This is a genomic window from Corynebacterium belfantii (assembly GCF_041898185.1).
Classification (GTDB): domain Bacteria; phylum Actinomycetota; class Actinomycetes; order Mycobacteriales; family Mycobacteriaceae; genus Corynebacterium; species Corynebacterium belfantii.
Genome location: NZ_CP157823.1, coordinates 76735 through 96488, shown reverse-complemented (window position 1 = coordinate 96488; position 19754 = coordinate 76735). Strand labels below are relative to the sequence as shown.

Sequence of the window (19754 nt, the reverse complement as noted above, 5' to 3'; positions counted from 1 at the left end):
GTTCCCCCAATGTTCAATATTTTTATTGTCGATGTTTCAGCATTATAAAGTTCACCCCCGTTACCCCCAATAGGACAGAGGTATATTCACCTTTTCGTCCACGATGTAACCTCACGCCACTTGATAATGCTTATATAAAAAGTGTACTTTCACCTTTTGTTTTTCTTCACTACCGCATACCCCTAGGTGTACCGGTCAGTCTATAGGGGCACGGCGTTTAAAACATATTTGCAGTTCAAAACATCTATTTATCAAACTTTTGAACGCCGTCTAATTTAGACAAGCTGGTCTACAAACCCCTAAAATTTGACACATGCCGAACCGCAGAACACTGAGGAACACGCCATCCTTTACCAAGCCCACCTCTCCGGCTGCCTCATGTTTGCACCTTATCCGCCACCTCCAACCAGTCATACGGGTAACACTGGTCAACGGATCGGGTAAATCCCAACCAACCGTCACCCGCGCAGTCGCCGCACTCATGGAGGCACACCTCATTCGCGAACGCCCCGACCTCTCCATCCCCCAAGGGCCAGGACGCCCCACCATCCCCATTGAACTAGCACCCTCCCCCTGGGTTCACATCGGCGTCGCAGTGGGCACCCGAGCCACCTACATCGGTGCATACAACACCCGAGGCATCGCCCTACGGGAAAAGATGATTGAGATCCAGCCGGCGTCGACAAGCATTGATACCTACATCGACGCCATCACCACGGCCATCACCGAGCTCACCACACTTTCCGAACTGCCACTAGCCAGCATCGGAATCTCCAGCTCCGGCCGAGTATCCCCCACCGGACTCGTCACCGCACCCAACCTCGGATGGAACCGCATCGACATCGTCAGCGCACTCTACAAACGCATCCCCGTCCCCATCGCTGTCACCAGCGTGATCACCGCCATCGCCGGCGCAGAACAACAAGCACAAGACCCCAACCACCCCAGCACCACGCTCATCTTCTACGCCGACGACTCCACCGGTGCTGCCCTACAAACCCCCGAAAGCATCACCACAGTCCCCATCGACACCTCCTCGGAGGACGTCGCACTGCTCAGTGAAGCCGCCGTGCACCTCGTCGCAGAACACGCCCCCAACAGCATCGTGCTCGCAGGATCCGCGTTCTCCAACCCCGATGACACCCGAACCGTAGGCAAAGCACTACGCTCTTCCCCCACCAACCCCAACATAGAAATCCGCGTCTTCCCCACCCACCTAGACAACGCCCGCGCCGCCGCCCGAGCAGTAGCCCTCGATCACCTCATCGAAGACCCACTCGGACTGACAAAACGCATCCTCGCATCCCGCTAACGGAAGCGAACATCCTCCACGCTCAGCGGAGCACCCAACTCCCCATGCTGAGCCGCCACCTCAACATAACGGCCAGCATGGGGAATAAACCCAGCCGACTGCTCATCAGATAACTCACGACGCACTTTCGCCGGCGCCCCAGCAGCCAACGACTTCGCAGGAATCACCTGACCCTCCAGCACCACCGCACCAGCAGCAATCAAACTGCCAGCACCTACCACCGAACGCGACAACAACGCGGCATGCATGCCCACCAAGGTGCCATCGCCCACCGTGGAACCATGCACCAAAGCCATGTGCCCCACCGTGACATCGTCACCCAGCACACAGGCTGCATCACGATCAACATGCAGCACCGAATTATCTTGGATATTCGTACGCGCCCCCACAACAATCGAATTAATATCCGCACGCAGCACACAGCCATAAAACACCGACGCATGCGGACCAATCGTCACATCACCAATCAGAGTGGCATTCGGCGCAATAAAAGCAGTCTCATGAACTCGCGGAACCTTGCCATTAAACGGCAGAATAAGTGGACCAGTCATACCTACAACACTATGCCGAGAAGCCCCAAGTCGGCCCAGTAGGCACGCAACAACAAGTTAAAACAACTATCTCTAGCTGCGAAAACACATGTAAAGCCACCCCACATAACACCCCAAAGTTGTTGACAAGTTGTTTAGAACAAAAACTGCCACCGCACAAAACAACTTGAGACGATAGTTTTTACAAGTTCCAACTCCCCTTAAATCTCTGACCTGCAAAAACTCCATAAAATGGCTCTTCCGGTTTTAGAGTGCATTGATTAGTTCGCCGGGGTTCGGGCGTGGCACTACGCGGAGTAGGACGTTTTTCACAACCATGGCTCGGCTGGGATTGACTCGCAGGTTACCCCCGTTCACCCCCGAAAAAGACGGCACTTCACACCAAATCCAGCCAAACGGCCGGTTTTCTTGTGATTTGGTGTGAAGTGCCGAGAAAAATGCTTCGAAATACCCCCGTTTAGCGGCTCGGTGGAACCGGAGCGCCCTTCGGTGGCAAGACCTTCGGGTATGTACGGGGCAAACCCTGGGCCGGAACCACAGCAGCACCCGCAGCACCCGCTGTAGCAGAGCCGCCACGCCACGGTGTCGGATCCCAGTTACCCTGCACCAGCTTGACCTGCGAGAACCAGCCCAATGTGAAGACTGCAAGACCAACAAGGATCACTAGGACGATGCCGAGCGGACCACCTACGCTAGCGCCGCCGCCTACGAGCATGCCGAACCATCCGAAGTCGGCATCGCCGAAGGTCGTGTTGGTATCACCAAAGCTGCCCAAAACGCCCAGCGGGAATGCTGGCAGGAATGTGATGATTAAACCGTTGGTGAGGCCGCCTAGTGCGGCACCGCGTCGGCCGCCGGTCGCATTGCCGTATACGCCAGCTGTGCCGCCGGTGAAGAAGTGTGGCACGAGTCCTGGCAGGATGAGTGCTACGCCGAAAGCTGGGTTGAGCCAGACGGAGAGTACTGTGAGGCCGATCAGGCCGCCCACGAAGGACATGATAAAGCGGCTCTTCCGGTTTTAGAGTGCACTGATTGTGTGTCGCATGTTGACGGCGTGGATCAGGCACCAAAAGATGTAGTGGTCGAAGTAGACGAGGATGTCCTTGGGGTCTGCTGAGGGTTTGGTTGACAGTTTTCCTTCTGATTTTTAGGCCGCAAGGGATGCGGCTGGTTCCATGATTGTTTCGTATTCGATTGGTGTCAATTTACCCAGTGCTCGTTGCCGTCTTTTCCTGTGATATGTCCGTTCAATCCAGTGAGTGATCGCGGCAGATAGTTCACGGCGCCTGTTCCAAAAGCCACGATCAAGAACGTTCTTTTGTACAAGAGCGAAGAAAGATTCCATCGCAGCGTTATCCCCACACGCTCCAACTCTGCCCATAGATCCCTTCGCGCCGTAAGATTTCAGCGCGGCACGGAATTTTCTAGAACGAAATTGCGAGCCACGATCAGAGTGAATGATTACGCCATGGGGATTGCCTCGTTTCCTCATCGCATCATCGAGCGCCGCCACCACGAGGCGTGATTTCATCCGCCCACCGGTCGCATAGCCCACGATTCTTCGCGAGCACAGGTCTTTGATCGCACACAGATACAGCTTGCCCTCTTTGGTCCAATGCTCCGTAATATCTGTAACCCACGCAACGTTGAGCGCATCAGCGTGGAAGTGACGCTGTAACAGGTCATCATGTACTGGAGCACCCGACTTCTTCCCACGCGACTTACGCCTAGCGATCACCGAGAACACCTGAGCATGAGAACACAAACGCCATACTCGACGCTCAGAAATCTCTATCCCTTGATCATGGAGCTCGTCTGCTATCAGGCGGTAACCAAATTCAGGATCGTCACTGTGAATCTGGCGAATCTTGTCTATAAGTTCTACTTCTTGGGCTTGCCTGTCCGAAACTGGCTTAGCAGCCCATTTATAAAACGCTTGGCGGGAAAACCCCAGTACCCGAGCCGCTACCGTCAAGGTCGCCTTACCTGCCTTGATCAGCTTTTCCACGGTCGGGAAGACCCTTTTGGGCGAATCACCTCTTGAGACAGGTACGCCGCCGCTGCACGTAGCACTTCGTTTTCCATCTCCAACTCGCGAATCCGTTTCAAAGCCTGGCGCATCTCTTTAGCCACTACCGGATCAGCACACGGTTGCATCCCCTGAGCCTGCAACCTCGCATCAGTAATCCATTTTTGCAACGAGGAACGCGAGATCCCCAAATCAGCACACACCTGACGGCGAGCAACCCCAGACTCCACCAACGCCACGGCATCAGCTTTGAACTGCTCTGAATACAACTTCGACATAATCAACATCCTTCCCTGCCCCGCCCCAGCGAAACAAGCTAGACGTCAACCAAACCCTCAGCAGACCCTTGTTCATGAGAGATATCTACCCGCAGTGCAGTAGCCATATGATGCTGGATATCCTTAAATGGTCATTCCGCCGGCATATAAGCTGACAATCATATCGTCAACATCTGTCAGACACCTCAAGCCTTTGGGCACCATCGTAGGAACAAACGTGCCGTTTCTATCTCGTGGAACATCAATGCTTACTGGCCCGTAATTAGAATCTACGGTTTTCGGATACGTCCCATTGCGGTAATTATCTTCTTCCAGTAGTAGCTTTAGCTGCTCTATCACCGGATGCATAACCCAAGTGGGCATCCATTTCCGCGTTCAGCCCGCGGGTAATTGAAGCTTGCAACATACCGCGAACCAAATCATTGGCATCTGTGGTGGAAGTGCCTAACTCGTCAATAAGTTTCGCGATGTCAGGGTTAGCAAGAAGCTTCTTTTCAATCGCATCAATCTTGGCTTTATCAGCCGGATCTCGTCGTGCCACACTAGTCATTCTGGTTCATCTTCTTATGCAGGTTGGGAACCTACACACAAACCATTAGACACTCTCCTCGGCGAACTAATCAATGCACTCTAAAACCGGAAGAGCCCATAAAATTATGGAAATCTTCCACACATTTCCCATCCACAGCCCAACAACTTAAAACAACTACTCCTAGCTGCGAAAACACCAGTAAAACCACCCCACATAGCGCCCAAAAGTTGTTGACAAGTTGTTTAGAACAACAACTGCCACCGGACAAAACAACTTGCTGGGAAAATGTATACTTTTTCCATGGAAGTTTCCCTCACATCCCTCCCCGCTCATGTCATGAATGCACTAGATGCCATCTGGGAAGGATCCATTGCAGATTCTTTGGAATCAGAAACTTTGGGATTCAAAGAAGACCCAGCATGCGCAGGTCGAGGGAAACAGCAGGCAATCCACAAGAGGCTTTGATTGAAAAGCTCATTGATGAGGCAGTATGCCTTGCCAATGGGGATGCCGGCACTGGACATATTGTGGTTGGAATTAAAGATAAAATCGGGGGCCCGGAAGCCTTTACTGGAACCACATTTGACACCGAAAAAATCGCCAAGAAGATCTTCGACGGCGCTCTCCCTATATTCATGCTCCAAAGGGCAGGCTAGTAAACGCGTAGGTTCTCATTGCGAGCCGCTATCTGAGGAACAGCGGCGAGCTATTGCAGCAACCCGAGCACACGCTGACTATTCCAACGGAATCTCCGAGTTCAACGTCGATGATATTGCGGCCGATACCATCCAAGAGGTCCATTGACCAATCGCCTGTTGACGACTCAATCTATTCCACGAAACAGCAGACTCATGTCAGCGATGAGAATGTTGGGACTCGCAGTAGAATCTTCTCGTGGCTTCGATCGGATATGGGCGGCGCTATTAGGCAGCGGTCGTGATATTCCGGATGTTCATACCGAGGACACTTTTGTCGAAGTCATCCTTCATTCAGGCACTCCAGACGAGAGTTTTATCAAAGCACTGCATGAGCTCAGTCTCAGTTTCAACCCCTGACATGCTCCATAGCGTCAACACCCTCATAGTGCTGTGGCACCTCTGGACTTCTCCTGTCATATCGCTCAAACAAGCTCGTGTGAAGACTCAGACATCCTTAAAGGAAGCTACTGAACTGATGCTTGCCCTTGAAAGCAACGGTCTTCTCACCCAAATTCACAACACGGATGAATGGTTCCTCAGCGAAAAGCTCGACAAACCACCGATTACTACCAGTCGCAGACAATCCCGCAATCGTCAATCCAAACATGGGTTGAAGAAAAACTCAGCTCCGGCTCCCCGATTTCAGCAGCCGAAATTGCAGAGGGCATAGGCATGCCGCGTCCCGAGATCACCGAGATTCTCCGCGATTTACGACGCGCTGGAAAAGCACAAATTGATCCCTCAGGCCCACAACGAGGATCGGGGACCCGATGGATCAAAGCGACATAACGTTTTAGTAGTGATCGTTGACGCGGCGGCTTGCCTCGCGGCCGGGGTGGAGTGGCTGCTCGGCTGGGTAGCCCATGGCAATAACAAGTCCTACGGCGCGGTCATCACGCCCGCCAAGTCCGACAGCTTCGAGGACCTGGGACTCATCCCAGCCAGTAGTTGGCGAGGTAGCAAGACCCTCACCTTGGGCTGCAATGAGGGCAAAACCTGCAACGAGCATGGCATCTTTCAGCGCGGTTTCACGAAGAGCGGCAGCGTCGAGGCGCGCAAAGAAGCCGTTGGCATATGCGGCACGGTCAGCGCCGAGGAGCTCGAGCAGGTCGGTGGGTACATCGGCACGGGCGACGATCACGAGCACTGCGGGAGCGTCGCGAAGCTGCGCCTGTTTGGAAGCTGCAAAAAGAGCATCCTTGACAGCCTGATCGCGCACCACCACAACGTCGGCACGCTGGGCGTTAAAAGCAGTAGGAGCTTCGAGGGCCTGGGTGACAACGCGATCAAGGATATCCTCGGGAATCTGCTGGTCAGTGTAGGTGCGTACGGCACGGCGTTGGGCGATAGCTTCTGCAACAGTCAAAGACATTGCATTGTCCTTTCAAAGTTTGTTGACAAATCACTATTATTGGTATGTCTACACTAACAGTGAAGGCACACACACTGATAATACAAGGAGAAAACCATGGCAGTTGCCCAGCGTCACCTGCCGCTTTCTGCCCGCCTGCCAGCCCGTGGCATCTTCGAGGACGACTGGCGCGATCGGCCGTCGAAAAGCCACCCCTATCCCGTCATTCTGATCCACGGAACCGGAGTCACCAAAGGCGATTGGATGGAGCTCGGGCAAACACTTCGCAACCTGGGTTATGCCGTGTGGGCACCGGATTTCGGGATGCGCTCCACCGCAGCCATAGCGGAATCCGCCGCCCAAGTAGGCGCATATATCGACGCCGTTTTGACCGTCACCAAGTCCAAGAAAGCGATTGTGGTGGGGCATTCGCAAGGCGGGATTCTGGCACGCTATTGGATGCACAACCTCGGCGGCGCAAACAAAGTAAGCCACCTCATTTCACTTGCAGTCCCCCACCACGGCACCTCCCACGGCGGAATGATGAGTCCGCTGGGGCGCACACCGCGTGGTACCGCAGTGATCGATTCCCTTATCACGGGATTTTTTGGAACTAGCGGTTTTGAAATGCTGCACGATAGCAAACTCATTGCACAGCTCAACACAGATGGCGACACCCTGCCACATGTGTATTACAGCTGCATTGCCACCCGTTCCGATACCATTATCCAGCCGGTAGAATCCTGCTTCCTCCACGGAAAACTTGTGCGCAATATTTATGCGCAAGCAGTATCTAAGCACGCGATCATTTTGCACGAGGACATGCCCCACGATCCGCGGGTACGGCGCCTCGTCATTGCAGAGATAGAAAGAGTGGAAAGGCTAACTATTCCCAGCTAAGGATAGGGTTTCAACCCTTGCCCGCTACTGAAAATAGCAGCACAATGAAGCCCAAGCGACACCGAGTCGCACCATAAGACCAAGGCAGGCAACGATGACGCAAAAGAACTTCCTACCATTGCCGGGGACCCTCTCCTCCACGGGCCAAGCCCTAGATCCAGTGGCAGCATCGGGGCTCAACTCCAAGCTGAACTGGCTGCGCGCCGGCATCCTCGGAGCTAACGACGGCATCGTGTCCAGCTCCGCCCTGCTACTTGGCGTGATCGCCACCAATGCCAGTACCTCCACGGTGCTGCTTTCTGGTGTGACAGCCACCATCGCCGGTGCCGTATCCATGGCGCTAGGCGAGTTCGTGTCCGTGTCTGCCCAGCGCGACAACGAGCACAAGGTCATGGAGCAGGAATACAACGAGCTCCTACACACTCCAGGTAAAGAGCGCGCAGAAATCGCTGGGATCCTTGAAAACTACGGCATGAGCACTGCCACTGCATATCGCGCCGCCATTGAGATTGGTCGCAACGATCCCTTCCGTGCCCACCTGCAAATCGAGTACGGCATTGATCCCCATGACCTCACCAGCCCGCTTCATGCAGCGGTATCCTCGGCGGCATCCTTCCTGCTCGGCGCACTGCTACCGCTGCTCACGGTCTTCTTGATCCCAGATCTCTCCCGCGTATCTGGCGCGATTGCCGTAACGGCCGTCACCTTGCTGGCCTTGGCTATTACCGGTTACATCTCAGCGCGTATCGGCGACACCTCGCCTGTGAAGTCGGTACTGCGCCTGACCATCGGTGGCATTCTCGGCTTGGCGCTAACATTCGGTGCCGGTTATGCCTTCGGTGCGGTGGTCTAGCACCCCTTAGCCTCCCCCTCAAAGTGGGGAGGCTTTTGGTATTTTTAGGAGCAATTTTCTCGCCCTTTCATAGCTGTATGATCCATCTGTACCGATTTACTTAACCGATTAACCAGTGGTTTTAACACTCCACACCGGCGGTATAGTGGCCGAGATCCACGGCAGCACCCACCCGCGGGCCTCCCCCGTAGTAGGTACGTCGTGAAACTTAAGTTCGATTGTTATCAAAGCCAAGGGAGTATTTGTGTCTGCTATTCGTGTTGCCATTGCCGGTGTGGGCAACTGTGCGTCGTCGCTGGTACAGGGCGTGGAGTATTACAAGGATGCGTCCCCTGACCAGCAGGTGCCAGGCCTTATGCACGTGCAGTTTGGGGAGTATCACGTAGGCGATATTGAGTTTGTTGCCGCGTTTGATGTGGATCGCGCGAAGGTGGGGCTGGATCTGTCGGAGGCGATTAATGCCTCAGAGAACTGCACGATCCGTATTTGCGATGTGCCGGAGACGGGTGTGACGGTGCAGCGAGGCCCTACTCTTGATGGTTTGGGCAAGTACTATCGCGCAACCGTTGAGGAGTCCCCTGCTCAGGCGGTGGATGTGGTGCAGGTACTCAAGGATGAGCGTGTCGACGTCCTCGTGTCGTATCTTCCGGTTGGCTCGGAGGAGGCGGATAAGTTTTATGCGCAGTGTGCCATCGACGCCAACGTGGCGTTTGTGAATGCGCTGCCGGTGTTTATTGCTTCTGATCCGCAGTGGGCCGCCAAGTTCGAAGAGGCGGGGGTGCCGATTGTGGGCGATGATATTAAATCGCAGGTTGGTGCCACGATCACGCACCGCGTTTTGGCTAAGTTGTTTGAGGATCGTGGTGTGCACTTGGATCGCACGATGCAGCTGAATGTGGGCGGCAACATGGACTTTAAGAACATGTTGGAGCGGGAGCGTTTAGAGTCAAAGAAGATCTCTAAGACGCAGGCTGTGACGTCGAACTTGGATCAGGAGATCGCGGCTCGGGATGTGCATATTGGCCCATCGGATTATGTGGGCTGGTTGGATGACCGCAAGTGGGCGTATGTGCGTTTGGAAGGCACTGCGTTTGGTGATGTGCCGTTGAATCTGGAGTACAAGCTGGAGGTGTGGGATTCGCCGAATTCTGCGGGCATTATTATCGACGCCCTGCGTGCGGCGAAGATCGCCAAGGATCGCGGTATCGGTGGGCCAGTATATCCAGCGGCTGCGTATTTGATGAAGTCCCCGCCGCGTCAGATGCGCGACGATGCTGCCCGTGCGGAGCTGGAGCAGTTTATTTCTGGTTAGCTTCGCTGCGCTTGATGGCGGTGTTGAGCATGCTGAAGAACCAGATGAAACCGCCGGTGAGTAGGATGTGGCCCAAGCCAGCGATACCCGATTGGGCTGGGCCCCACATGCCGCCGCTGGTAGCTACGATGCCGTTGGCTAGCATGGCGAGGGTGGTCCATGCTAGGGCTACGTTGTGGAAGATGAACCACTGCTGGAATTTCTTTTGGCCAGAGAGGTGAAACACCTTATCTAGCACCAATACGATGAGGAAGAAGAAGGTTCCTAGCACGAGGAGGTGGGTGTGCAAGGTGTTGAGTTGGGAGCGGTCCACGGCGTTGAACACCTTGGTCCATTCACGGTAGAAGACCCCAGATAAAAGACCAAGAATAAGGTAGGTTAACGAGGCATAATACAGTTTTCTCATACCCCTTAACCTATCTGATTGCTCAGCGTTTACAAGCGTTATAGGCGTCGAGAGCTCGAAGTCGGGATTCTTTAAGGTCTACGATCGCCTCTTCGGGGTAGTCCGCGCTCATAATGGGCAGCCAGCGGTTGCGGTAGGTGCCGTCGGGGTCGAAACGGCGCGCTTGGGTATCGGGGTTGAAGATGCGGAAGTAGGGGGCGGCGTCGTCACCACTGCCGGCTACCCATTGCCAGTTGAAGGGGTTGGCCGCTGGGTCGGCATCAACGAGGGTGTCCCAGAACCATTGCTCGCCGTGCCGCCAATGGATTCCTAGGTTTTTAACCAGCAGGGATACGGCGACCATGCGCACTCGGTTGTGCATGGTTCCGGTGGCCCATAGTTCGCGCATGTCGGCGTCGACAAGCGCAATGCCGGTGCGGCCATGGCACCAAGCGTTCAGTTCGGCTTCGAAGTCGCCGCCGTCCCAAGGGAAGCGGTCAAATTCGGGGCGGATGTTGGCGGTCGCCATATCGGGGTGTGCGTCGAGGCGGTCGCGGTCTTCTAGGTAGCGCGGGAGGATATCGTCGAGCTCGGCGAGGGCTTCGCGGGCGGCGGGTTCACCTGGGGTCCACGCCTTGCTTATCGACGCAGCCCACCATGCGTCCCAGCCTAAGTCCGCAATCGCAGCCTAGGTTTCCGTATCATCTATGGGCTGTGCGGACTTGGGTGGTGCCGCAAGGGTATCTAAGGGCAGGTCACCGATGGCGTCGCGAAGGTTACGAGAAAAGGGAGTAAACACTTTGTAGCTGCCACCGGTTGTAGTGGTGATCTCCCCTGGTTCTGTCAGCAGATGGCAAGGGAAGTCGTAGACCTCCACACCGTGGGCGCGAGCAGCGGTGGCGAAGGCGCCATCGATACTGCGTGCTGCGGGATCATAGCGACGATTCATCGTCACCGCTGTAGCACCGCAGGAAGTCACTAGCTGTGACAACAGCGTCAGTGGGTCGCCGGAGAGCACATGCAAGCGCACACCACGCTGCGCCAGCTGCTCAGACAATGCCAGCAGGCTGTGGTGCAGCCACCACTTGACTGCCCCACCAAGGGGGCGAACCCCACCTCGTTGACAATGTAGACCGCATGCAAGTCCGCAGGGTTGGCACGAACAAGCTCCCATGCCTTCATAAGAGCTGGATTGTCGTGGACGCGTAAATCGTCACGGAACCACACCACCACTGGGCGAGCCATCATATCCTCCTGTGTTACTTGCGCCAGAAGCTTGTCACATCGCGTTTATCGTCGATGTTAAAGGCGATCACATCGCGCAGCAGACCGAAAGGAATCGGCTGGTCCCACGGCAACCGCGCCATCATCTTCCCGTAAGACAACCCCCGTTGTTTCAACTGCGGCTCCCATTTCACAATGCCCTGCGCATTCAGGGGCAAAAGAAATGTGATTGGTCGCTGGGCTAAACCCAATAATGAACGTACCGTGGTGAGTAAACATGGGTTGCTTCCACGCAAAACGGTAGCCCAGATCAGGGAATTCTTCATACACCCCACGCCAGAATCCGCTCGGCAGTGGCACGGTTAGTGGGATTAGAAATCCCGTCGAGCCAATCAGCGAAGAACTCGATGATCGGCTCGCCTGATCCAGCAATACGAGTAGCCATAGCCCACCACAATACCGTCATTGATAGGAGATAAACCCTGGGCGAGGATAAATATCCATTGTTTGCTCTGGGGTAAACATCGGGGTGTCCTCATCAACAAAGTTCTTCCACGCCATAGTGAACTCCACCTGCAGATCCTGCTGCACCATCTCCCAGGTAGCAAACTTATCGCGCGCCGGACCATGACCGTCAGCGTGCAGAATCCATGCCAACTCAGGGGCGGTGGTATTAAGCTGCTCACGCCACTGGAACTGGTGCACCACAAAGGGCTTTTGCGGCAGGTTGTTATCGCGCACGAGGCCAGCAAGCCACTCAGCCGTGCTATTAATCTCAGCGGCCTCAACACTTCCCACCCGCTCCATGGGCTTTTCACCTGGGTTGATCCGCCACTCGGGGTCAAGAGCAAGCCCCACGTGCGGAAGCTTGAGCAGCTCCTCGAACTGCTTGGCTTGGTCAAAGAAGTTCACGCTGCCTGGCTGCAGATCAAGGACCGCATACCCGCCCGCTTTACCGATCTCGTCTACCCACGGACCCAACTCCTCAATATTGCCCTCGTTGGAGTAGTTGCCGTCTGGGCCGGGATCCGCGCTGGCTACGGTGGCAATAATTTCAAAAGCAGGCACGGTGGTGGTCTGCGGATCGATGCCAGCGTAGTGATCGGTGAGCTCTTTTACCTTGGCCACTGCCTCCGGAGCAGGTTGTTCGCCCATCACACCGAGTGCACCGCCAGAGGGGTGACCATACAAAGCGACGAGGCGATGTTCAGGGAAAATCAAATGCCCGCCACCTGGGACTTCTGGGCCCTGCAGCATATCTACCGCCCGGTGGAAGCGCTCTTGATTGCTAAAGCTCGGCCCTAAGCCCAGCACCTTGGCGTGGGCATCTTTTTGCAAAGTAGCGGATTCACGTGGGTCACCTGAAGAGAGGTATTCCACGGTGGCGCCGGAGGCTTTGGCGGTAGCAACACTTGCTGCCGACGTCGCCTGCGACACCAACACCACTGCCCCACCATCAAGGTGACCGTGTTCCGCAGAAAACTCAGTGATCTGGCGTGCCATGCTGGTATCGGTCGGATGATCCGGTGCCGGTGGTACAGGGGCCACTTGCTGGGCGTCGGCTACCGGATCTCCAATGCGAACCACATCTTTTACCCCAAGCCGTTCGATTTCGGCATTGATGGCCTCGGTATTAGAGGAGTCGTCGACAAGCAACGGGATCCCGCGCTTAATGGCCTCTTGTGCTCCCTCCCAGCGGTGCTGCGCGGTGCCACCTGCCACCACAACTGAATCTACTTTGTCGGCATCAGGGAAAAACGCTTGCGAAACCTCCACCCCAGAAGAATCCGCAACCAGCACTGTTTTATCTAATGACAGCTCACTGCCCGCAACTCTGATGTCTTTTGTCGCAGAATCAGAACCGCAGGCAGAAAGCGTCATACCCGCCGCAATGGCGAGAACAAGGGCAGGCTTAGGAAATCGCATCAAATCCCTCCTAGGGATGTGGTAGTTACAGCGGGGGTTCAGGCACCCCAACCTAGCAACTCCCGCCGGCCTACGAAGTGAAAGACCTAATCCTCCACGGGACAGACCACCGGCACTCCGGCGTCATCAAGAACACGAGCACGCAGCCCGTAGACCTGCTCCAACAGGTCAGAAGTAAGCACCTGCGTCGGTGCACCCTCAGCAATCACATGGCCGCCACTGAGCACCACCAAATGATCGCAATACCGTGCCGCTAGGTTCAGATCATGCAACGCCACCACAGCGAGGCACTCCCGCGAGGTCACCTCAGCACGCAGTAACTTGAGCAACTCCACCTGATGGCGCAGGTCAAGAGCCGACGTGGGCTCGTCGAGAAGCAAAACCTCCGGCTGACGCACCAGCATCTGCGCCACAGCCACCAGCTGACGCTGACCACCCGACAACTCCGAAACGTAGCGATCTGCCAGCGCAGTAATGCCCAAACGCTCCATCACCGCCCCAGAGCTCAACAGCGGATCGTAGCCCTTACGCGCGGACACCAAAATCGACTCGAACGCCGTCAACGACGCACTAGTCAACAAATCCTGCGGCACATAGCCCACCACGTTGCGCAACTCATGATGCGGCACCTCCGCGCCCTTACTCATGATGGTACGTGTGCCACCCGAGGTGGCCTTCAAACCAGCAATTGCCTTAATCAACGTGGATTTACCAGCAGCATTGGGCCCCAACAAGCCCGTCACCGTTCCCAGTGGCACCGGACCAAAGCTCACACCATTCAAAATATGGTGAGCGCGCGGGCCACGACCGTAGGAAACTTGCAAGTCAGAAATACTCAAGCTCATACTAAGACCCCCACATTGCGCGGCGGCGAGTAAATACCAAGATCACAAAGAATGGAACACCCACCAGCGCAGTAATAATGCCGATAGGAAGCGCCACACCGGGGATCAGCGTAATAGACACCGCATGGGCCATAGCCAGCAGGAATGCACCGGCTGCCATCGAAGCTGGTGCGAAGAATCGTTGCTCCTCGCCTACCAAGATGCGAGCCACGTGCGGGCCAACCAGACCGATAAAGCCGATGATGCCGGCAAACGCTACCGCACTGGCCGCCAACAACGACGCCACCACAAGGGTGACCACACGCAGCCTAGTGACGTTAACACCCAAGGCGGCCGCGCGAGCGTCGCCAAGCCGAAGCGCCGTCAAACGCCACGCGTTGAGTACCGTATAAGGAATCGCGATCGCCAACATCACCGCAATGATCGCATTCGCTGTCCACGTTGCACGCTGCAGCGAACCCATCGTCCAAAAGACGATCTGTTGCAACGCCTCAGTCGTGGCACGATACTGCATTAACGACAACAACGCCTGGAACAAAAACACCAGCGCAATACCCAGCAAAATCATCGATTCCGCGCCAGCACCACGCCATACGGCAGCACCAGCCACAATCACCACAGCAACTAACGACGACGCCCACGCCACCGCAGCCAAATTAAACTGCGCATGCGGAATAAGCACCCAGCCCAAAACAATCGACGCCGCGCCACCGAAAGCCGCCGCCGCCGAAATGCCCAGCGTAAACGGCTCCGCCAACGGATTGTCCAAAATGGTCTGCATATGGGCACCAGCAAGCGACAGCGCAGCGCCAATCAACACAGCCATAACCGACGCCGGCAAACGCAAATCCCACAACACTGTTCGTGTTGTGGCATCAACACTATTGGGCTGAATAATGCCCTTCAGCATGGTGGCCGGTGTGAGGTTCACCGGCCCCACCACAGTGGCCACCACGAATGCCGCGATGGCCAACACTGTGAGAATCACAATCGCTAAGAGTTTGCGTCGTGAGCGCTTGTGATACTGCTCGACTACGTTGCTCATTTACTTAGCTTCAACCTTGTCGGTTACAAAGAACACGCCCGAGAACTCAAATGGCATCCACTTCTTGTGGAACTCCTGGAAGTCCTTCACAGCGTCCAGATCCTTGAACTCCTCTGGCTGCAGCCACTGTGCGAACTGCTCAAGAGCGAAGATGTTGTATGGGGAGTCGTAGAACTGGTGGAATACTGCGTGCAGGTCACCCTTCTTAGGAGCTTCTAGGGTGCCAAAACCAGGGGTCTTGAGCAGACCTTCAAGGGTGCGCTCTGCTACCTCATCGGTAGCGGTGTAGCCCAGCTCAACGTGAGGAAGAACCTCAGGCTTCTTGGGGTTTTTCGCCCAAGCACCACCGGTTGCGATGATCTTTTCTGGCTGCTCAGCAATAACTTTCTCAGCAGTCAGGTCGCCGGACTCGGTATCGAGCAAGGTATCACCAATGTTCACGCCACCAGCAGCGTTAACCAAGTCGCCAAGGTTGGAGTTTTTCACCGTAGAGCAGCAGTCTTTCAGACCAGCAGCACGCCACAGCAGGGTGCGTGGCTTGTTTTCCAGCTTCTCCGCACGCGCGATGATGTGGTCACGCTTCTTGGTGTAGAACTCGTTGAATTCCTTTGCCTTGTCCTCCTCGCCAAGAACAGCACCCAAAACCTCCACCGACTTGGTGGTGTTTTCCAGTGGCTTCTGGCGGAAGTCGGTGAACACGTACTTCATTCCAGCCTGATCCATCTTGGCAAGGAAGCCGTTTTGCTCGGCTGCCTTCTTGTGATCGAGGGTCATCACCACAACGTCTGGAGTGAAGGCCAGTAGGTTTTCCACAGACACATTGCCCTTGGCGATATGTCCGATAACTGGGATGTCCTTAATCTCTGGGTGAGCCTCAAAAAGTTTCTTCTCAAAGCTCGGTGCACCTTGGTGCAGATCCTCACCGAGGGCCACAATGTGCTCGCCTGGATTTTCCTTGTCCAAGATGGACGCCGCAAACATGGCCCGGCCTTCACCGAGCAACACACGCTCTGGTTGTTTATCAAATTCAACTGTTCGACCAGCAACATCAGTGATGGTTAGTGCCGCCCCCTGAGTAGTTGACGAAGATCCAGCACTATCGGAAGAGTTTCCACATGCGGTGAGGGTCATACCAGTGACAGCAATAGAAAGCGCTACTACTGTAATTTTTCTGGATAAGCGCACAAGTTTTTCCTTTACCTTGAGAATCAAATGTGAGGCAAGGCTTACTATAGATAAATTAGGTCTGGCAGAGGAAATCTCAATCCATCATCCGGTTGATATATTTTCCGACCAAAAGGCATAAATCCGCAGCTCACCTCACTATGACCACAAACCCTTCACCAATTTTGAGAGGTTTAATCTCATAAAAAATAATAAAGTGCGATACAAACCACAATCACAAGGTGCACTTTGCTAGCCCCACACACATGCAGCTATGTCCCATTGTTTTTGATGTTGACGGCACCTTTTGCTTCAACAGCACCACCATCACCCCTGAGATCACGAGAGAATTAGAGCAGTTGTCTCAAAGACGTGACATTATCTTTGCAGGTTACATCCACTAGTGGTAAGGGTCAGAAATTGTGTCTGGGATCCGGGATTTCTAAGGCCTGACCTGTAGGTTCTCGAAAAAATATATGCTTTCTGGGCATATATCTAGGCTCCAGACGCGAAAACCACGGTGTGGCAGCCAACCTGTGGTAATAGGCGGTGGTGTGGTGACCCAATGCCAAAGAATCGACCACGCTGCCACTGCGGCGGCGATACCAAACGCAATGGAACAACCAGCAAAGGCACTACCCGATGGCGGTGGGGTCTGCTGAGGGTTTGGTTGACGTCTAGCTTGTTTCGCTGGGGCGGGTCAGGGAAGGATGTTGATTATGTCGAAGTTGTATTCAGAGCAGTTCAAAGCTGATGCCGTGGCGTTGGTGGAGTCTGGGGTTGCTCGCCGTCAGGTGTGTGCTGATTTGGGGATCTCGCGTTCCTCGTTGCAAAAATGGATTACTGATGCGAGGTTGCAGGCTCAGGGGATGCAACCGTGTGCTGATCCGGTAGTGGCTAAAGAGATGCGCCAGGCTTTGAAACGGATTCGCGAGTTGGAGATGGAAAACGAAGTGCTACGTGCAGCGGCGGCGTACCTGTCTCAAGAGGTGATTCGCCCAAAAGGGTCTTCCCGACCGTGGAAAAGCTGATCAAGGCAGGTAAGGCGACCTTGACGGTAGCGGCTCGGGTACTGGGGTTTTCCCGCCAAGCGTTTTATAAATGGGCTGCTAAGCCAGTTTCGGACAGGCAAGCCCAAGAAGTAGAACTTATAGACAAGATTCGCCAGATTCACAGTGACGATCCTGAATTTGGTTACCGCCTGATAGCAGACGAGCTCCATGATCAAGGGATAGAGATTTCTGAGCGTCGAGTATGGCGTTTGTGTTCTCATGCTCAGGTGTTCTCGGTGATCGCTAGGCGTAAGTCGCGTGGGAAGAAGTCGGGTGCTCCAGTACATGATGACCTGTTACAGCGTCACTTCCACGCTGATGCGCTCAACGTTGCGTGGGTTACAGATATTACGGAGCATTGGACCAAAGAGGGCAAGCTGTATCTGTGTGCGATCAAAGACCTGTGCTCGCGAAGAATCGTGGGCTATGCGACCGGTGGGCGGATGAAATCACGCCTCGTGGTGGCGGCGCTCGATGATGCGATGAGGAAACGAGGCAATCCCCATGGCGTAATCATTCACTCTGATCGTGGCTCGCAATTTCGTTCTAGAAAATTCCGTGCCGCGCTGAAATCTTACGGCGCGAAGGGATCTATGGGCAGAGTTGGAGCGTGTGGGGATAACGCTGCGATGGAATCTTTCTTCGCTCTTGTACAAAAGAACGTTCTTGATCGTGGCTTTTGGAACAGGCGCCGTGAACTATCTGCCGCGATCACTCACTGGATTGAACGAGGGTGTCAGGTGTTTTGTGTGTGAGGCTCTGATCCAGAAGGAGTTTCACTGATAATGACTACCGTGTCACCGAGGAAAGGTCATGACCCGAACAGGGTCAACGAGATCAGCGCTAAGCTGATGGAAAATCCGGAAATCGCCGAACTGATCGGCGAGTTGTCGACTTCCACCGATGATGCCAGCGACCTGGTCAAAGGTCTTTTGCAGGCATCGATCAACGCTGGTCTGCAGGCTGAAATGGACGCGCATCTAGGATACGCGCACTCTGATCGTACGGCGAAAGCCCAGCTGGGCACCCCGGATGGTGGCAATCACCGCAACGGGTCGTACACCAAAACCGTCAACTCTGGCTACGGCACCTTTGATGTGACTATGCCCCGGGATCGAGCTGGCACGTTTACGCCGCGGATGCTGCCTAAAGGCACCCGCCGTCTGACGGAGCTTGATGACATGATCATCTCCCTGTACGCCGGTGGGATGACCGTGCGCGATATTTGCCACCACCTCGCCACCACCCTCGGGGTGGATATGAGCCCAGATACGATCAGCACCATTACCGACGCGGTGTTAGAAGAGGTCATGATCTGGCAAAACCGCCAGCTCGACGAGTTCTACCCAGTGATCTTCCTCGACGCGCTGCGAGTGAAGATCCGCGATGGCCACCGCGTGGTCAACAAGTCTTGCTACATGGCGGTAGGCGTCGACATGGACGGCATCAAGCACATCCTGGGATTGTGGATCGCAGACAATGAAGGCGCCAGTTTTTGGGCATCCGTGTGCGCTGACCTTGCCAACCGTGGGGTCCAAGACGTGTTCATCGTCTGCTGCGACGGGCTCAAAGGCCTGCCGGAAGCCGTGGAGGCAACCTGGCCGAATTCCATGGTGCAGACCTGTATCGTGCACCTGATCCGGGCGGCCAACAGGTGGGTGTCCTACCAAGACCGCAAACCCGTATCAAGTGCGCTACGGGAGGTCTACACCGCACCGACCGAGGACACCGCCCGCGCCGCCCTGGACGCATTCGAGGCCAGTGAACTGGGCCGTAAATACCCGCAATCGGTCAAAGTCTGGCGCGACGCCTGGGACCGGTTTGTGCCATTTTTGCAGTTCCCGCCTGCGGCACGGCGGGTACTCTACACCACGAATTCGATCGAATCGCTGAATGCTGAGCTGCGGAAAGCCACCCGCAACCGCGGCCAGTTCCCGAACGATACCGCGGCGCTGAAAACGCTGTGGCTGATGATCTGCAACATCGAGGACAAGCGCGCTGCCCAGCGAGCGAAGAAAGCCAAGCGCGCCATCGAATGCAACGGCTATATTGAAGGAGCGAAAGCCACCGGGTGGAAACAAGCCATCAACCAACTAGCCGTGGCTTACCCCGACCGATTCGCGGACTACTTGTAAACCAAGCCCCCCGCACACAAACAATCGGACACTCTCGATTGAACGGACATATCACAGGAAAAGACGGCAACGAGCACTGGGTAAATTGACACCAATCGAATACGAAACAATCATGGAACCAGCCGCATCCCTTGCGGCCTAAAAATCAGAAGGAAAACTGTC

14 protein-coding genes and 6 pseudogenes are annotated in these 19754 nt (G+C 55.1%); 8 read left to right on the top strand and 12 right to left on the bottom strand.

Annotation, left to right across the window (positions count from 1 at the left end):
- Nucleotides 1-313 precede the first annotated feature (313 nt).
- Nucleotides 314-1312, top strand: a complete 999-nt coding sequence (locus tag ABMV07_RS00520; protein WP_374064787.1) for an ROK family protein — start codon at nucleotides 314-316, stop codon at nucleotides 1310-1312.
- On the opposite strand, the gene ABMV07_RS00515 is transcribed toward ABMV07_RS00520, so the two are convergent.
- The 4 genes and pseudogenes from ABMV07_RS00515 to ABMV07_RS00500 form a co-directional block, all read right to left on the bottom strand.
- Nucleotides 1309-1863, bottom strand: coding sequence for a gamma carbonic anhydrase family protein (locus ABMV07_RS00515; protein WP_088268028.1), 555 nt, complete (start codon nucleotides 1861-1863; stop codon nucleotides 1309-1311). The two genes, ABMV07_RS00520 and ABMV07_RS00515, sit on opposite strands and share 4 nt — an antisense overlap.
- A 457-nt stretch (nucleotides 1864-2320) precedes the next feature.
- A pseudogene (locus ABMV07_RS00510) lies at nucleotides 2321-2866 on the bottom strand (PTS transporter subunit IIC); the annotation flags it as partial.
- A 144-nt stretch (nucleotides 2867-3010) separates the two neighbouring features.
- Nucleotides 3011-4170, bottom strand: a protein-coding gene (locus tag ABMV07_RS00505) for an IS3 family transposase (RefSeq protein WP_258552501.1) whose coding sequence is annotated in 2 segments (ribosomal slippage) — nucleotides 3011-3895 and nucleotides 3898-4170 — 1158 coding nt in all. Because the reading frame shifts where the segments join, the coding sequence is not laid out codon by codon here.
- A 59-nt stretch (nucleotides 4171-4229) separates the two neighbouring features.
- Nucleotides 4230-4720, bottom strand: a pseudogene (locus ABMV07_RS00500) (transposase); the annotation flags it as partial.
- Nucleotides 4721-5002: 282 nt separating this feature from the next.
- Between ABMV07_RS00500 and ABMV07_RS00495 the strand changes: the two are divergent.
- A pseudogene (locus ABMV07_RS00495) lies at nucleotides 5003-6189 on the top strand (hypothetical protein).
- 4 nt (nucleotides 6190-6193) lie between these two features.
- On the opposite strand, the gene ABMV07_RS00490 reads toward ABMV07_RS00495, so the two are convergent.
- Nucleotides 6194-6772 carry a nitroreductase family protein gene (locus ABMV07_RS00490; RefSeq protein WP_196977991.1) on the bottom strand — a complete coding sequence of 193 codons (579 nt, stop codon included), beginning with the start codon at nucleotides 6770-6772 and terminating at the stop codon, nucleotides 6194-6196.
- Between the two features lie 96 nt (nucleotides 6773-6868).
- On the opposite strand from ABMV07_RS00490, the gene ABMV07_RS00485 reads away from it, so the two are divergent.
- The 3 genes from ABMV07_RS00485 (at nucleotide 6869) to ABMV07_RS00475 (ending at nucleotide 9816) form a co-directional block, all read left to right on the top strand.
- Nucleotides 6869-7651 (top strand): triacylglycerol lipase, encoded by a 783-nt coding sequence (locus ABMV07_RS00485; RefSeq protein WP_196981163.1) that lies wholly within the window; start codon nucleotides 6869-6871, stop codon nucleotides 7649-7651.
- 94 nt (nucleotides 7652-7745) lie between these two features.
- Entirely contained in the window at nucleotides 7746-8504 is a 759-nt protein-coding gene (locus ABMV07_RS00480; RefSeq protein ID WP_088267320.1) for a VIT family protein, read from the top strand.
- Between the two features lie 244 nt (nucleotides 8505-8748).
- Nucleotides 8749-9816 (top strand): inositol-3-phosphate synthase, encoded by a 1068-nt coding sequence (locus ABMV07_RS00475; RefSeq protein ID WP_088267319.1) that lies wholly within the window; start codon nucleotides 8749-8751, stop codon nucleotides 9814-9816.
- Here ABMV07_RS00475 and ABMV07_RS00470 read toward each other — a convergent pair.
- The 7 genes and pseudogenes from ABMV07_RS00470 to ABMV07_RS00440 all read right to left on the bottom strand — a co-directional run bounded on the left by ABMV07_RS00470 (nucleotide 9803) and on the right by ABMV07_RS00440 (nucleotide 16426).
- Nucleotides 9803-10222: a DUF2871 domain-containing protein gene (locus ABMV07_RS00470; protein ID WP_088267318.1), complete on the bottom strand. Its 420-nt coding sequence runs from the start codon at nucleotides 10220-10222 to the stop codon at nucleotides 9803-9805. The genes ABMV07_RS00475 and ABMV07_RS00470 overlap by 14 nt on opposite strands.
- A gap of 22 nt (nucleotides 10223-10244) precedes the next feature.
- A pseudogene (locus ABMV07_RS00465) lies at nucleotides 10245-11446 on the bottom strand (cryptochrome/photolyase family protein).
- Nucleotides 11447-11460: 14 nt separating this feature from the next.
- Nucleotides 11461-11870 (bottom strand): annotated as a pseudogene (locus ABMV07_RS00460) (iron chaperone).
- Between the two features lie 17 nt (nucleotides 11871-11887).
- On the bottom strand, nucleotides 11888-13351 hold the full coding sequence (locus ABMV07_RS00455) for a hypothetical protein (protein ID WP_374064786.1): 1464 nt from the start codon (nucleotides 13349-13351) through the stop codon (nucleotides 11888-11890).
- Nucleotides 13352-13437: 86 nt separating this feature from the next.
- A complete protein-coding gene (locus ABMV07_RS00450; RefSeq protein WP_088267316.1) occupies nucleotides 13438-14196 on the bottom strand; it encodes an ABC transporter ATP-binding protein in 759 nt (252 codons plus the stop codon).
- 1 nt (nucleotide 14197) lies between these two features.
- A complete protein-coding gene (locus ABMV07_RS00445; RefSeq protein WP_088267315.1) occupies nucleotides 14198-15241 on the bottom strand; it encodes an iron ABC transporter permease in 1044 nt (347 codons plus the stop codon).
- Complete coding sequence (locus ABMV07_RS00440; RefSeq protein ID WP_197690324.1) at nucleotides 15242-16426, bottom strand: ABC transporter substrate-binding protein; 1185 nt, start codon at nucleotides 16424-16426, stop codon at nucleotides 15242-15244.
- A gap of 689 nt (nucleotides 16427-17115) precedes the next feature.
- Here ABMV07_RS00440 and ABMV07_RS00435 point away from each other — a divergent pair.
- The 3 genes and pseudogenes from ABMV07_RS00435 (at nucleotide 17116) to ABMV07_RS00425 (ending at nucleotide 19592) form a co-directional block, all read left to right on the top strand.
- On the top strand, nucleotides 17116-17436 hold the full coding sequence (locus ABMV07_RS00435) for a transposase (protein WP_374064473.1): 321 nt from the start codon (nucleotides 17116-17118) through the stop codon (nucleotides 17434-17436).
- Nucleotides 17424-18188: pseudogene (locus tag ABMV07_RS00430) on the top strand (IS3 family transposase); the annotation flags it as partial. The gene ABMV07_RS00435 and the pseudogene ABMV07_RS00430, both read left to right, overlap by 13 nt.
- Nucleotides 18189-18242: 54 nt before the next feature.
- Entirely contained in the window at nucleotides 18243-19592 is a 1350-nt protein-coding gene (locus tag ABMV07_RS00425; RefSeq protein WP_374063848.1) for an IS256-like element IS1132 family transposase, read from the top strand.
- Nucleotides 19593-19754: the final 162 nt, after the last annotated feature.